The organism is Bradyrhizobium sp. USDA 4451 (assembly GCF_054822585.1).
The window spans coordinates 2,654,252-2,668,477 of record NZ_JBTRCH010000001.1; the positions used below are offsets into that span (position 1 = coordinate 2,654,252).

Annotated in this window: 16 protein-coding genes and 2 tRNA genes; 15 read left to right on the top strand and 3 right to left on the bottom strand. The window is 64.3% G+C overall.

The window, feature by feature from the left end; all coding sequences use genetic code 11:
* Positions 1 to 81: 81 nt before the first annotated feature.
* Positions 82 to 207, top strand: a complete 126-nt coding sequence (locus ACVMB0_RS12240) for a hypothetical protein (protein WP_456750709.1) — start codon at positions 82 to 84, stop codon at positions 205 to 207.
* On the opposite strand, the gene ACVMB0_RS12245 is transcribed toward ACVMB0_RS12240, so the two are convergent.
* Together ACVMB0_RS12245 and ACVMB0_RS12250 are read right to left on the bottom strand one after the other, a co-directional pair.
* The gene (locus ACVMB0_RS12245) at positions 159 to 1,751 is read right to left on the bottom strand and encodes a hypothetical protein (protein ID WP_456750708.1); all 1,593 of its coding nucleotides are present in this window, start codon (positions 1,749 to 1,751) and stop codon (positions 159 to 161) included. The genes ACVMB0_RS12240 and ACVMB0_RS12245 overlap by 49 nt on opposite strands.
* 236 nt (positions 1,752 to 1,987) lie before the next feature.
* A tRNA-Thr gene (locus ACVMB0_RS12250) sits at positions 1,988 to 2,062 on the bottom strand.
* A 315-nt stretch (positions 2,063 to 2,377) separates the two neighbouring features.
* On the opposite strand from ACVMB0_RS12250, the gene ACVMB0_RS12255 reads away from it, so the two are divergent.
* From ACVMB0_RS12255 to ACVMB0_RS12310, 12 genes are all read left to right on the top strand, one after another.
* Positions 2,378 to 2,590, top strand: a complete 213-nt coding sequence (locus ACVMB0_RS12255) for a hypothetical protein (protein ID WP_461346383.1) — start codon at positions 2,378 to 2,380, stop codon at positions 2,588 to 2,590.
* 43 nt (positions 2,591 to 2,633) lie between these two features.
* A complete protein-coding gene (locus ACVMB0_RS12260) occupies positions 2,634 to 4,331 on the top strand; it encodes an FAD-dependent oxidoreductase (RefSeq protein ID WP_461346384.1) in 1,698 nt (565 codons plus the stop codon).
* A 146-nt stretch (positions 4,332 to 4,477) separates the two neighbouring features.
* Positions 4,478 to 4,786: a UBP-type zinc finger domain-containing protein gene (locus ACVMB0_RS12265; RefSeq protein ID WP_207833514.1), complete on the top strand. Its 309-nt coding sequence runs from the start codon at positions 4,478 to 4,480 to the stop codon at positions 4,784 to 4,786.
* A 171-nt stretch (positions 4,787 to 4,957) separates the two neighbouring features.
* Entirely contained in the window at positions 4,958 to 5,458 is a 501-nt protein-coding gene (locus tag ACVMB0_RS12270) for a hypothetical protein (protein ID WP_456750705.1), read from the top strand.
* Between the two features lie 70 nt (positions 5,459 to 5,528).
* Entirely contained in the window at positions 5,529 to 6,353 is an 825-nt protein-coding gene (locus tag ACVMB0_RS12275) for an alpha/beta fold hydrolase (RefSeq protein WP_461346385.1), read from the top strand.
* A 233-nt stretch (positions 6,354 to 6,586) separates the two neighbouring features.
* Positions 6,587 to 7,015 (top strand): DUF2948 family protein, encoded by a 429-nt coding sequence (locus ACVMB0_RS12280; RefSeq protein ID WP_456750703.1) that lies wholly within the window; start codon positions 6,587 to 6,589, stop codon positions 7,013 to 7,015.
* Positions 7,016 to 7,133: 118 nt separating this feature from the next.
* The gene (gene hisD, locus ACVMB0_RS12285) at positions 7,134 to 8,429 is read left to right on the top strand and encodes a histidinol dehydrogenase (RefSeq protein ID WP_461346386.1); all 1,296 of its coding nucleotides are present in this window, start codon (positions 7,134 to 7,136) and stop codon (positions 8,427 to 8,429) included.
* A complete protein-coding gene (locus tag ACVMB0_RS12290; RefSeq protein WP_461346387.1) occupies positions 8,426 to 8,929 on the top strand; it encodes a UPF0262 family protein in 504 nt (167 codons plus the stop codon). The genes hisD and ACVMB0_RS12290 overlap by 4 nt, the downstream gene beginning before the upstream one ends.
* Before the next feature lie 54 nt (positions 8,930 to 8,983).
* The gene (locus ACVMB0_RS12295; RefSeq protein WP_461346388.1) at positions 8,984 to 9,448 is read left to right on the top strand and encodes an arsenate-mycothiol transferase ArsC; all 465 of its coding nucleotides are present in this window, start codon (positions 8,984 to 8,986) and stop codon (positions 9,446 to 9,448) included.
* 200 nt (positions 9,449 to 9,648) lie between these two features.
* On the top strand, positions 9,649 to 10,278 hold the full coding sequence (locus ACVMB0_RS12300) for a Maf-like protein (RefSeq protein WP_456750699.1): 630 nt from the start codon (positions 9,649 to 9,651) through the stop codon (positions 10,276 to 10,278).
* Between the two features lie 234 nt (positions 10,279 to 10,512).
* Positions 10,513 to 10,695, top strand: a complete 183-nt coding sequence (gene yacG / locus ACVMB0_RS12305) for a DNA gyrase inhibitor YacG (RefSeq protein ID WP_461346389.1) — start codon at positions 10,513 to 10,515, stop codon at positions 10,693 to 10,695.
* A gap of 142 nt (positions 10,696 to 10,837) precedes the next feature.
* Positions 10,838 to 10,913, top strand: a tRNA-Phe gene (locus ACVMB0_RS12310).
* Between the two features lie 215 nt (positions 10,914 to 11,128).
* Here ACVMB0_RS12310 and ACVMB0_RS12315 read toward each other — a convergent pair.
* Positions 11,129 to 12,043 (bottom strand): LysR family transcriptional regulator, encoded by a 915-nt coding sequence (locus ACVMB0_RS12315; protein WP_461346390.1) that lies wholly within the window; start codon positions 12,041 to 12,043, stop codon positions 11,129 to 11,131.
* Positions 12,044 to 12,168: 125 nt separating this feature from the next.
* Here ACVMB0_RS12315 and leuC point away from each other — a divergent pair, with 125 nt between their 5' ends.
* Positions 12,169 to 13,593, top strand: coding sequence for a 3-isopropylmalate dehydratase large subunit (leuC, locus tag ACVMB0_RS12320; RefSeq protein ID WP_461346391.1), 1,425 nt, complete (start codon positions 12,169 to 12,171; stop codon positions 13,591 to 13,593).
* Entirely contained in the window at positions 13,590 to 14,198 is a 609-nt protein-coding gene (gene leuD / locus ACVMB0_RS12325; RefSeq protein ID WP_456750518.1) for a 3-isopropylmalate dehydratase small subunit, read from the top strand. The genes leuC and leuD overlap by 4 nt, the downstream gene beginning before the upstream one ends.
* Positions 14,199 to 14,226 lie beyond the last annotated feature (28 nt).

The following is a 14,226-nucleotide window of genomic DNA, read 5'->3' on the forward strand; positions in this document are numbered from 1 at the left end:
GACTTTTTAAGTGTGAAGTGAGTCACATGATGTGCTCGGAGCGCGGTCTATACGCCCTGCATGCATCTCAAGGAAACCATCATGCACGACATCATCGAAAGCCTCAGCCCCGAACACGGACAGATCGATTGGAAATGGGTCGGCAGTGTGTTCGCGTTCTACGTCGCGCTGATGATCGGTGGGGTCGGCGCGCTGCTCGCGCATTGATCCAGCGAACCGGACGAGGGCATTTGCTCGCCCCGGAGCGCCTTCACCTGCTGAAGGGCGAGCGTCAGTTTCATCTTCAATGAGCTGAGGCTTTGCCGCAGCCGCACATAGGCGACGCGACTGAGCGGAAGGCTCAGGTCTCGCGCGAGCTCCTGGTATCTTTCGGCCAGATTTTGGTTGCCTTCAGCCAGGCTTTGATGGTTTCCGGCCAGCTTTTGGTAGTCTTCGGCCAGACTTTGGTAGTCTTCGACCAACCCCTGATAGTATTGGTTCAGGCGCTCATAGTGTCCGACCAATTCCAGATGGCCGTCGACCAGGTTGTCGTAGACCGGGACAACGTGCTCCTCGAGGTATTGGCCGCGGGCGACCCACTGAAGTCCTTTTGTGCTGATGGCTAGCTCCAGTGGGCCGAGCGTCTCAGGAAGCGTGCTGCGTGTGAGCCCGAGCCGTTGCGCTTCGTCGATGACGACCTGGTCAAATCGCTCGATCATCTGCTTGAACGTCCACGCAGGCGACAGGGCAACTTCGTAATACGCGCGATCGATTATCGATTGTGCCTTGGACGGATTTCGGATGATCGAGACCACTTCCGCCATGTTGCCGTGGTCGCGCCGGAGCGGTACATAATGCTCCCACGGCCGTACCGCACCTGAATAGTCACCTTCATAGAGAATCATCAGGGTGCGAAGCGCGGCAGCTTCAAAAATGCGCGGAGAAACCACCCGGATGACGATCTTGCCGTCGTCGTCACCCAAAAATCTCTGTCTCACCACCTCGTGAGGGAGATCGGGATTTTCTGCGCAGAAGCGTTCGACGTCGACCTGGGTGTCCCCGGTGAAATCGATGAAGCTGACGCCGCTCTCCGTCCCGAGGACCGCCTTCGAGCTCGCGACAAAATCGACCCAGGAGCCGCCATAGATCCTGGACGTCTCGCTGGTGTCGATGTCGCAGACCAAGTTGTGCCGGGCTGCATCGGCGGCAAATCTGTCGGCAATTCGCCATTTTTCCTCGGCGAACGATCCGAGCCAGGCCGGCGCCTTGCGTGCGCGATACGAAACCTCGAGCGGGCGCGCCGCGTAGTCAGGCACGTCAATCGACAGCAAATGTTCGGGCACAAATCCCGTGAGCGTGTGCTCGAAGCGGACACCATCGAAATACGGGTCGCGGTAAATCTTTCGGGTCACGTCGGGATTCGTGACCGTGAAAATCACGCCGACCTGCAAATCGGCCAATGCAGCGTTTTGACGATCGATGAAGCGATATTCGTCCTGAATGAACGCGACCTTGACCCCCTTGAACCGTCTTATCTTGTCGCGGAAAGAGGCGGGAAGGTAGTTGTCCATCGAGATCACGATGGAATAGTGAAATACGATGCAGTCATAGGCATCGAGATCCGTTCCGATCGCCTCGAACGCCAGCGAATCCACAATCGTAAAATTGTGCCGACCATACTGGCGAAACGCACGAATATGATCCGATACCGTATTGGTTTTCAGGGCTGCGGCGGCGCACAGCAGCAAAATGTTGTAGCGGGGGGAATGCACTCGGGGATTCTCGACCTGACTATCGGACTACATGACGCGAATATTTTGATTCTCTCAACTTACTTGCGACATTTGGTCATCAAATTTTCAAACTTGCGCGCCACGCGCCCGGGGGCAAGTCCTGGCCCCAATCGCGGAGTTGCAACAAGAGTGGACCACGCCGGCAGCTCCCAGCCAGCATCACGTGGCCGGGCCCAATTTCTTCAGTGGGTGACTGATGTGTCAGTGGAACGGGATGGTGCTGCCAGACAGGATTGAACTGTCGACCTCTCCATTACCAATGGAGTGCTCTACCACTGAGCTACGGCAGCATGCCCGGGAAAATTGAATCGGCCCCGAGGGCCCGTCCAAGCGGGCGGTTCTTGCCACAGGCCTCCCTTTCGCGCAAGCGAAACAGCGCCCTCACTGCCGGTGAAATGGGCAGAAATTGGCGTTCCGTCGGTGATTCCGCCCAATCCGGTCGATTTGGGCTCGATTGGGTTCCCGATTCTACCGAAAGCTCCTGATCCGCCAAGCCGCCGAATCATGCCACCGGGTGCGCAACTGGCCGACCGGGCAGGGTGCGCGGGCATCCGCCATTGGCTATGGTCGCCTCGCGCAAGGCGATAGCAGTTCGAGAGTTTGCAATGACAGGCGAGCAGGACAGAGGCGGCGGGCCGGCCGGAGCCCGCGTGAAGGATTCACGACAGGATCGCCTCAAGCTGGCGCTGCGCGAAAACCTCAAGCGGCGGAAATCGCAGGCGCGCGGTCGTGACGATGCGGCCTCTTCCGAACTCGCCGATCGCTCGCTAGATGACGGCTCGCTGGATGACGCCGGCGAAAACGAGCCGGGCCGCTAACCCGATTCGTATGTGTGGTGCAAAGGGAAGCGGGTCACCGAAAATGGCTGCAGACGAGACGACGATCAACCGGCTGAACGCCACCGCCTACGCCTTCCCGCGCCATGAGCAGACCTTTCCGACCCTGACCGCGCACGAGATCGAGCGGATGCGCCGCTTCGGCGAGCCGCGTTCCTACAGGGACGGCGAGGCGTTGTTCGAGACCGGCACGCCGGGGCCCGGCATGTTCGTGGTGCTGTCCGGCAATGTCGCGATCACCCAGCGCGATGGCCTCGGCCATGTTACGCCGATCATCGACCAGGGGCCGGGGCAGTTCCTTGCCGAGATCGGCCAGCTCTCCGGCCGTCCGGCGCTGGTCGACGGCCATGCCGACGGCGCCGTCGAGACGCTGCTGCTGCCGCCCGAGCGGCTGCGCGCGCTACTCGTCGCCGAGGCCGATCTTGGCGAGCGCATCATGCGGGCGCTGATCCTGCGCCGCGTCAGCCTGATCCAGGGCGGCGCCGGCGGGCCGGTGCTGATCGGCTCGGCCTCGGTCGGCAACATGGCGCCGCTGCAGAACTTCCTGGCGCGCAATGGCCAGCCGCATCACGTCCTCGATCCCGAGGCCGACAAGGATGCCGCCGACCTCGTCGCACGCTACTCGCCGACCCGCGCCGAGCTGCCGCTGGTGGTCTGTCCCAACGGCACCGTGCTGCGCAATCCCTCGGAGACCGCGCTGGCGATGGCGCTCGGCATGATCGGCAACGGCGCGCAGGACAAGCTCTACGATGTCGCTGTGGTCGGCAGCGGCCCGGCCGGGCTCGCCACCGCGGTGTATGCGGCCTCCGAAGGGCTGTCGGTCGCGGTGTTCGATTCCCGCGCCTTCGGCGGCCAGGCCGGCGCCAGCATGCGGATCGAGAACTATCTGGGCTTCCCGACCGGCATCTCCGGCCAGGCGCTGGCCGGGCGCGCCTTCAACCAGGCGCAGAAATTCGGCGCCGAGATGCTGATCCCGGTCTCGATCAAATCGCTGGACTGCACGCAGGCGTCGGGTGCGTTCGCGCTTGCCACCGGATGCGGGCATACGCTGCGCGCCAGGTCGGTGGTGGTGGCCAGCGGCGCGCGCTATCGGAGGCCTCAGATCGACAATCTCGAGAGCTATGAGGGCCGCGGCGTCTGGTACTGGGCCTCGCCGATCGAGGCGCGGCTGTGCGCCAACCAGGACGTCGTGCTGGTCGGCGGCGGCAACTCCGCAGGCCAGGCCGCGGTGTATCTGTCGGCGCATGCGCGCCGGGTCAACATGATGATTCGCGGCGGAGGGCTCGGCGCCAGCATGTCGCGCTATCTGATCGAGCGCATCGAGGCGACGCCGAACATCGAATTGATGTTCAACACCGAAGTGATCGGGCTCGACGGCGCCGAGACGCTGGAGCGGGTGCGCTGGCGCAGCCGGCTCGCACCCGACGAGTTCATCATGGACGTCCGCAACCTCTTCCTGTTCGTCGGCGCCGATCCGGCGACCGGCTGGCTCGAGGGCTGCGGCGTGCAGGTCGACCGCGGCGGCTTCGTGGTGACCGGCGTGCAGAACGGCGAGGGCGCGCGCGCCGTGCCGCTGCTCGAGACCACGGTGCCCGGCGTGTTCGCGGTCGGTGACGTCCGCTCCGGCTCGGTCAAGCGCGTCGGCGGCGCGATCGGCGAAGGCGCCCAGGTCGTCGCCGCCCTGCACGGCTATCTCGCCGATGCGGGGAGTCCGCCGTTGTAGCTTTTTCCCGTCATCCTGAGGAGCCGCGAAGCGGCGTCTCGAAGGATGAATCGGCCCCGCTGGTGGCCGTCGATCCTTCGAGACGGCCGCTGCGCGGCCTCCTCAGGATGACGGGTCGAAATGCGCACAAGTTAGAGAGGCCAGAAATGACAAAAGGCTGCAGCCATATCGCAGGCATTCAGGACGTCACGCCGAGCGCGCTCGGCTGCGAGGAATGCCTGAAGAGCGGCAGCCGCTGGCTGCATTTGCGGATCTGCCGGACCTGCGGCCATGTCGGCTGCTGCGACGACTCGCCGAACCGGCATGCGACCGCGCATTTCCATGCCACCGGCCATCCCGTGATCGAGGGCTACGATCCGCCGGAGGGCTGGGGCTGGTGTTATGTCGACGAGGTGCTGTTCGACCTTTCGAAGCGCAAGACGCCGCATAACGGCCCGATCCCGCGCTATTATTGATTTCAACGTCCCAATCCGCGCACAGGTCGCTGCATCCGATGGGCGCGGGTCGATCAAAGCCGGCGCCGGAAAAATTTCGGATGAGATGCCGGCCATCCTGCCATTCAACGTGTGGTAATTCTCCAAGACGCATCGTAACGTGGTGCGGGTCCTCAACGGGGAGTGCGCCACATGTCGACGATCGTGCTTGTCCACGTCATCATCAGCCTGATCGCCATCGCCGCCGGTGTGATCGTGATGTTCGGCCTGCTCGGCTCGCGCGCGATGCCCGGCCTGACCTCGATCTTCCTCATCCTCACGATCCTGACCAACGCCACCGGCTTCGTGATCCCGCCGCTGGTGACCGAGAAGCTGCTGCCGTCGCATATCATCGGCGGCCTCTCGCTGGTGCTGCTCGCGATCGCCTGCATCGCGCTGTATGCGATGCGGCTTAACGGCGCCTGGCGCCCGATCTATATCGTGACCGCGATGGTCTCGCTCTATCTCAACGTCTTCGTGCTTGTCATCCAGAGCTTCCTCAAGGTGCCGGCATTGCAGGCGCTGGCCCCTGCGGTGCCGCCGAATCCGCCGTCCGGGCCGGTGTTCGCTGTCGTGCAGGGCATCGTGCTGGTGTTTTTCGCTTTGGTGATCATCGGCGCCTGGCGCCGGTTCAGGCCGGTTACGTTCGCCTGATCATTCTCGTCATTCCGGGGCGCGCCAAGCGCGAGCCCGGAATGACGCACGCAACAAGAGGAGCAATCAAATGCCCACCATCACCACCAAAGACGGCGTCGAGATCTTTTTCAAGGATTGGGGTTCGGGCCAGCCGATCGTGTTCAGCCATGGCTGGCCGCTGTCGTCGGACGACTGGGACGCGCAGATGCTGTTCTTCCTCAACCATGGCTTTCGCGTCATCGCCCATGACCGCCGCGGCCACGGCCGCTCCGCCCAGGTCGCCGACGGCCATGACATGGATCATTATGCCGACGACCTCGCTGCGGTCACCGCGCATCTCGACCTGAAGAATGCGGTCCATGTCGGCCATTCCACCGGCGGTGGCGAGGTCGTGCACTACATTGCGCGCCACGGCGAGAGCCGGGTGGCGAAGGCCGCCATCATCGCGGCCGTGCCGCCCTTGATGGTGCAGACGCCGGCCAATCCCGGCGGCCTGCCGAAATCGGTGTTCGACGGCTTGCAGGCCCAGGTCGCGGCCAACCGCTCGCAATTCTACCGCGATTTGCCGGCCGGACCGTTCTACGGCTACAACCGGCCCGGTGCGAAACCGTCGGAAGCGGTGATCCAGAACTGGTGGCGGCAGGGCATGATGGGCGGCGCGAAAGCGCATTATGACGGCATCGTCGCCTTCTCGCAGACCGACTTCACCGAGGACCTGAAGAAGATCAACGTCCCGGTGCTGGTGATGCACGGCGACGACGACCAGATCGTGCCCTATGCCGATTCCGGCCCGCTCTCGGCCAAGCTTCTGAAGAACGGCACGCTGAAGACCTACAAGGGCTTTCCGCACGGCATGCCGACCACCGAAGCCGAGACGATCAACAAGGATCTGCTGGCGTTCATCAAGGGCTGAGGCGCGGAGCAAGCGTCTGCGTTGCCTACTGCTGGCCGCACCGAAGTGAGGAAGCCACCGACGGCAGGGGTTCCCTCCCCACGCAACCGGGGTAGACCCCGGTTGCGTGGGGGGAGGGAGCCCGACTGGCATGCTCACCTCACTTGTTCAGCGAAATAGCTCCGGTTCCTGCAGCGCGAATTCCATTGGCTTGCGTGGTACCTCCTCGGCTCCGAGACGTTATAACCACCGTCATGTCTCCACCCGCGCCGCTGAAACTGATCGCCCTCGATGCCGATGACCTCGCGGTGATCTCGGCCCATGTCCAGGACGCCCGCGTCCAGGCTGCCGACATCGTCTGGCGCCAGGACGAGAAGCGCCTGGTGGTCGGCCTGAACCGGCTCGACTGGGAACAGACCCTGTCCGGCGGCACCTGCTCGCGCCGGCTGATTGCCGCGCTCCGGTTCGACCGGGTGCTGGCATGCAAGGCGCGCAATATCGACCCCGAGGCCCCGGAGGCCACTCTGGAACTGCTCGGGATCGAATTCCATGCCTCCGACCCGCCTGGCGGCAGCGCGCTGCTGATGTTCGGGCAGGGTGCGGCGCTCCGGCTCGATGTCGAGTGCCTGGAGTGCGAACTGACCGATCTCGGGGAAGACGACCTCGGCGTGGTGCCGGGGTAAATCCTGTCGTCCCGGCCTTCGCCGGGACGACGCCAATTTTCAGCGCTCCCGAAGGGTTGACGGCCATTATCCGCCGCGCCATTGAGCAGGGAGCTGAATTCCACCTAAGAAAGCCGTCATGCCCGTTCGCCTGGACCGACAGAGCGCCGATTTCGACCAGCGTTTCCGCGATTTCCTGGCGGCCAAGCGCGAGGTCTCGGCCGACGTCGAACGCGCCACCCGTGCCATCGTCGACGACGTGGCGGCCCGCGGCGATGCGGCGCTGCTCGAGGCGACCAGGAAGTTCGACCGACTCGAACTCGACGCCGCCGGCCTGCGCATCACGGCGGCCGAGATCGACGCTGCGGTCGCAGCCTGCGACCCCGAAACCGTTGAGGCGCTCAAATTCGCACGCGACCGGATCGAGACCTTCCATCGCCGCCAGCTGCCGAAGGACGAGCGCTTCACCGATGCCGAAGGCGTCGAGCTCGGCTGGCGCTGGAGCGCGGTCGATGCGGTCGGGCTCTACGTGCCCGGCGGGACCGCGGCCTATCCGTCCTCGGTGCTGATGAACGCGGTGCCGGCCAAGGTCGCCGGCGTGCCGCGGGTGGTCATGGTGGTGCCGGCGCCGGATGGCAAGCTCAACCCGCTGGTGCTGGCGGCAGCCCATCTCGGCGGCGTCTCGGAGATCTACCGCGTCGGCGGCGCCCAGGCGGTGGCCGCCTTGGCCTACGGCACGGCGACGATCGCGCCGGTGGCAAAGATCGTCGGCCCCGGCAATGCTTATGTCGCCGCCGCCAAGCGGCTGGTGTTCGGCAAGGTCGGCATCGACATGATCGCCGGGCCCTCCGAGGTGCTGGTGATCGCGGACGACACCTTCAACGCCGACTGGATCGCGGCCGATCTGCTGGCGCAGGCCGAGCACGACGTCAGTGCGCAGTCGATCCTGATCACCGACAGCGCGCGGCTCGCCGCCGATGTCGAGCGCGCGGTCGAGGCGCAGCTGGCGACGCTGCCGCGGGCCGAGATCGCCCGCACCTCGTGGAATGATTTCGGCGCCGTGATCAAGGTGGCCAAGCTCGACGACGCGGTGGAGCTCGCCAATGCGATCGCGGCCGAGCATTTGGAGATCATGACCGCGGACGCAGAGGGCCTGTCGAACAAGGTCCGCAACGCCGGCGCGATCTTCCTCGGGGCCCATACCCCGGAGGCGATCGGCGACTATGTCGGCGGCTCCAACCACGTGCTGCCGACCGCGCGCTCGGCGCGGTTCTCCTCGGGGCTCGGGGTGCTTGACTTCATGAAGCGAACCTCGATCCTGAGGTGCGGGCCGGATCAGCTTCGTGCGCTCGGGCCCGCCGCGATGACGCTCGGCCAGGCCGAGGGTCTCGATGCCCACTCACGTTCCGTCGGATTGCGCCTCAACCTCTCATGAACAAGCCGCCAGACGACGAGGATTCCAACAATCGCATCGTCGCGGTGACGCTCGACGAGGAATCGATCGGCCGTTCCGGGCCCGACATCGAGCATGAGCGGGCGATCGCGATCTATGACCTGGTCGAGCAGAATCTGTTCGCGCCCGAAGGCGCCGCGCCCGGGCCCTACACCCTGCATATCGCGATCACCGGCAACCGGCTGATGTTCGATATCCGGAAAGAGGACGGCACGCCGGTGGTGGCGCATCTGTTGTCGCTGACGCCGTTCCGCCGCGTCGTGAAGGACTACTTCATGATCTGCGACAGCTATTACCAGGCGATCCGGACCGCGACGCCGGACAAGATCGAGGCGATCGACATGGGCCGCCGCGGCATCCATGACGAGGGCTCGCGCACGTTGCAGGAGCGGCTCAAGGGCAAGGTGCGGGTCGATTTCGAGACCGCGCGACGGCTGTTCACGCTCATCACCGTGCTGCACTGGAAGGGCGAGGGCGGATGATCGGTGATGCGATGATGGACGGGGTTTTGCCCCGGCCAAAAAAAGCCTGATCGCATGGAAGCGCCGCGCGCGCGCAACCCTCAGGCCGTGCTGTTCGCATGCGGCCACAACGCCGTGCGCTCGCCGATGGCCGAAAGCCTGCTGCAGCAGATGTTTCCGCAGGGCGTCTACGTCCGTTCCGCCGGCGTCAAGAAGGGCGAGCTCGATCCGTTCGCGGTCGCGGTGATGGCCGAGTTCGGCCAGGACATTTCCGGCCACAAGCCGCAGACCTTCGAGGAACTCGAGGACTGGGAGGGGCTGAATTTCGACCTCATCATCACGCTGTCGCCGGAGGCGCACCACAAGGCGCTGGATCTGACCCGGACGCTCGCCGCCGAGGTCGAATACTGGCCCACCGTCGATCCGACCGGCACCGGAGGCAATCGCGAGCAGAAGCTCGCCGCCTATCGCGAGGTCTGCGACGGCCTGTTGCTGCGCATCCGCCGCCGTTTTGCCAATGCGGGTGCCGCCAATCTGTGAGGCCCGGTCGAGGTGAGGGGCGCCGTGTGTTCCGATTGGCAGAACCGCGCCTTGTCGCCAGACTGACAAACGACTGTGCTTATGGGGCCTTGTCTGCAAGGGGGCGTGCGATTCGCAAGCCGGTTCCAAGGTTGTGCATCCATGCTCCATCCGATAGGTTCCGCCCGCGTCCGTCCCCCCGATTCAGCCCAAAAACCCGCATGCTAGGCCGTCCCAAATTCGTTCTTGCTTCCGGTTCGCCGCGGCGGCTGGCCCTGCTCAACCAGGCCGGCATCGAGCCCGACGCGTTGCGCCCGGCCGACGTCGACGAGACCCCGCGGCGGGGCGAGCTGCCGCGCGCCTGCGCCAACCGCCTGGCGCGTGCGAAAGCGGACGCGGCGCTGAAATCGGTGCAGCTCGACGACGATTTGCGCGGCTCCTTCATCATTGCCGCCGACACCGTGGTCGCGGTCGGCCGCCGCATCCTGCCCAAGGCCAATCTGGTCGACGAGGCCGCGCAGTGCCTGCGGCTGCTGTCGGGCCGCAACCACCGCGTCTACACCGCGATCTGCGTGGTGACGCCGCGCGAGGCGTTCCGCCAGCGCCTGGTCGAGACCCGCGTGCGCTTCAAGCGGCTCAGCGAGGACGACATCCAGGCCTATATCGGCTCCGGCGAATGGCGCGGCAAAGCCGGCGGCTATGCCGTGCAGGGCATCGCCGGATCCTTCGTGGTCAAGATGGTCGGCTCCTACACCAACGTGGTCGGCCTGCCGCTCTACGAGACCGTGACCCTGCTCGGCGGCGAAGGTTTTCCGATCCGCCACGGCTGGCTCAACACGGCCACGGTGTGAGATTCGTTGCCGCATCGGTGGTGCACCTCTCCCCTTGTGGGAGAGGTCGGAATTCAAGCGATAGCTTGAATTCCGGGTGAGGGGTCGGGTTCCGCGGATGGAGACCCCTCATCCGTCGCGGACTGCGTCCCCTTTCCCTTCTCCCACAAGGGGAGAAGGGAAAGGGGACCTCGGTGAGAGCGGAACACGAGACCGCCTTCTCGATTGCCTGATAGTGTACGCTCCGCTTCAGCCATGACCGACCAACCCCCAACGCCCCCGGCCACGCCGCGCGCCTGCCTGATCTGCGGCAAGCCCGTCGAACAGGCCTTCCGCCCGTTCTGCTCGCCACGCTGCCGCGATGTCGACCTCAACCGCTGGCTGACCGGCCGCTACGTCGTTCCCGGCCGCGAGGACGACGCGGAAGACCCGGAATAGCCAAGATTTCCCAACAAGTTGGGGAAACGTTCAGGTGCGGGCCGCGCCCGGCGAAGCGTTTTTCGCGAAGCCGGGTGGACACGGCGCCCCGACCTCTCTATAAACCGCCCGCTCGCACCGGCCTTTCAGGCCCCGCGAGTACGCCCAGGTAGCTCAGTTGGTAGAGCATGCGACTGAAAATCGCAGTGTCGGTGGTTCGATCCCGCCCCTGGGCACCATTCAGCTCAGCGCAGCCGTAGCCACCAAGCCGTCAGCACAGAAGTTCGTCCCGGCATAGCCCGAAGGGCGAAGCCGGACGGTTCGATTCTGCCCTGGGCACCAACGCTACGCCTTTGTGCGCTCGACTATGGTTTTACGCGATGGGATTGCGTCAGCGCTTCGCAGGGATCGATCTTGCGCTCGAGTAACGCTCGGGACCGGTCATGCGAGAAAGCTAGCGCCCGTTTTTCTCGATGTGTCGCCAGAATACCTCTGCGGCTTGTGCCAAGCGAAGCTTCGGCCGGAAGATGTGGATTTCGATAGGCACGAACCATTCCTGTCCACCTGCCGCGACGATGTCGCCTGAGGCAAGCTGATCGCTGATCAGGCTTTCAGGCAACCATGCCATGCCGCGGCCCGCCTGAACCATCGTCACTAACAGCTTCGCCAGATGTGAGGTGAATGTTGTACGCAGGTGCGCTTGCACCGGCGACCTTGTGCGGACCGCTTCGAGGATCCGTCCCATGCCGGATTCAGGGCGGAAGCTGAGGAATTCAACCGGCGCGCTTTCGCTTCCGGGAAGCTTGAAGCGAGGCTTTCGGTTACGGCGCGAAGCCGGCACCGATGCCGGAATCAGCCGGTCGTCACCGACATGCAGCGAGCGAAAATGCGACGGCATCAGCGCTGTTGTCGCCGCAGGATGATAATGGCAGAGCAAGAAATGCGCATCCCCCGCCAGCAGGATCCGTTCACAACCTTCCATGTGATTAGCGACGAGCTGCACGTTCGGAACAAACGAAAGCTCGGTCTCGATGCGGCGCAGCCAATCCGGAAAGAAGGTCAGTGACAGCGCGTTGGTGGAGGCGAACTTCAAGACATCGGACGCGCCGCGTGCTCGTTCCTGAGCCTCGAGGCGGCCGGCCGCCAGTCGGCGGAGGATGTCTTCGGCGGTTTGACGAAACACTTCGCCTGCCGGCGTAAGATTGACGCTATGCGTTGTGCGCTCGAGCAACGGTGCGCCGGTCCACAGCTCGAGCGCCTGTATCCTGCGACTTAGGGCGGGTTGCGAGCAATTCCGCTCTTCGGCCGCTCGCGAGAAGCTGCGCGACGTGGCGACCGCAACGAAATCGTACAGCCAATTGATCTCCACGGAAGGCCTCCCCGGCAACTCCTGCGCTTATGCAGGATGTGCATAACGATATCAGAACACGACATTGGATTTCCAGCCATGCGCGCGGCACGGTCGAATGAAGAGCTTTTTCGGAGGAAAGCGCGATGGTCGCGCGCACGCTGTATGACAAGCTGATCGACGCCCACGTCGTTCGCAATCTCGATGATTCCGGTCTCGTGTTGCTCTATGTCGACCGCACCGTGCTCAACGAATATACCAGTCCTCAGGCTTTCGCCGGGCTGCGGGCGGCCGGACGCAAGGTGTGGAACCCCAAAGCTGCCCTGATGGTGGTTGACCACGTCAACCCCACCGCCGCACATCGGACCCTCGCCATGCCGGACCCGAGCGCGGCGCGACAGGTCGACTATTTCGCAGAGAACGCCAGGGACTTCGGCATCGAATATTTCGATATCCTCGACCCGCGCCAGGGCATCGAGCATGTGGTTGCTCCCGAGCAGGGGCTGGTTATGCCCGGTATGGTGATCGCTGCGGGCGACAGCCACAGCACGGCATACGGAGCCTTTGGTGCTCTCGGCTACGGCATCGGAACATCAGACATCGAGCACTATCTGGCGACCTCGACGGTCCGCTACCGCCGCCTCAAGACGATGCGCGTGCATCTGACCGGATCTATCCCGCTCGGCGTCACGCCCAAGGACATCGTAATGCAGGTCATCCGGCGGATCGGCGCCGACGGCGCGACCGGCTACGCAGTGGAGTTCAGCGGCCACGTCGTCTCGAATATGAGCGTCGAGGGCCGCATCGTGATGTCCATCATGATTGTCGAGGGCGGCGCGCGTGGCGTCGTGATCGCGCCGGATCAAAAGGTGCTGGACTATCTCAAAGGCCGCCCTCGCTCGCCGAAGGGCGAGATGTGGGAGCAAGCGGCCAAGAGCTGGCTGACACTGGCCTCGGATCCGGGCGCCCGATTCGACCGCGAGGTCGCGCTCGACGTATCGGAGGTCTCGCCACTCGTAACCTGGGGCACCAGCCCTGACCAGGCGATCGGGGTGACGGAGAACGTTCCCGATCCCGCGCAACAGGCTGCACCCGACCGCAAGGCGGCAGCCGCGCGTGCACTGAGCTATATGGGCCTGTCGCCCGGTGTTCCCATTCAATCCGTTCCGATCGACTTCGCCTTCATCGGCTCCTGCACGAATTCGCGCATCGAAGACTTGCGCGATGCGGCCGAAATCTTTCGCGGGCGCCGTGTTGCGAACGGCGTGCGGGCGATCGTAGTGCCTGGTTCGACCCAGATCAGGGCGCAGGCGGAGGCTGAAGGCCTGGCCAAAGTGTTCACCGACGCTGGGGTCGAATGGCGGCAATCCGGCTGCTCGATGTGCCTTGCGATGAATGACGACGTGCTCAAGCCGGGCGAGCGGTGCGCATCCTCAACCAACCGCAACTTCGAAGGCCGCCAGGGGCCGGGTGCGCGCACACACCTAATGAGTCCGGCGATGGTGGCCGCGGCGGCCGTGACCGGACACATCACCGACGTGCGTCGTCTCCTGCGCGGGTCGCATCAATGAAGCCCTTCGATCAAGTGACCGGCACGGCCGCGCCCATAATGGTGCCGAACGTCGACACAGACGTCATCATGCCGAAGATGTTCCTCAAAGGCGTGGATCGCAGCGGGCTTGGCGAGGGAGCCTTCAACCTGCTGCGCTTTAGCGCGGGCAGGCCCAATCCGGAATTCATTCTGAACCAGCAGGGCTATCGCGACGCTTGCTTTCTTGTGGTGGGTCCGAACTTCGGCTGCGGGTCGAGCCGCGAGCACGCCGTCTGGGGTCTCCAGCAACTTGGCATTCGCGCGCTGATCGGCACCAGCTTCGCGGGTATCTTCAACGACAATTGTGCCAACAACGGTCTCCTGACGATTTCGCTCGACCCCGGCGTGGTGAGCGAGCTCGCCACCGTTGTGACCGACCGCGCGCGCAATGATGTCACCATCGACCTCGCGGCGCAGACGATCCGGTTCGACCGCGGTCTCCGCTCGATCACATTCGAGATCGAGCAGGCGAGGAAGGAGGCCTTTCTGACCGGCCGCGATTTCATCGGCTCCACACTCGCCTTCGCCGACGACATCCGCGAATTCGAAGCGCGGCATCGCGCGGCAAATCCGTGGATGTTTTGAATTGCAAGACCTTGGAGCCGGTCCAGTC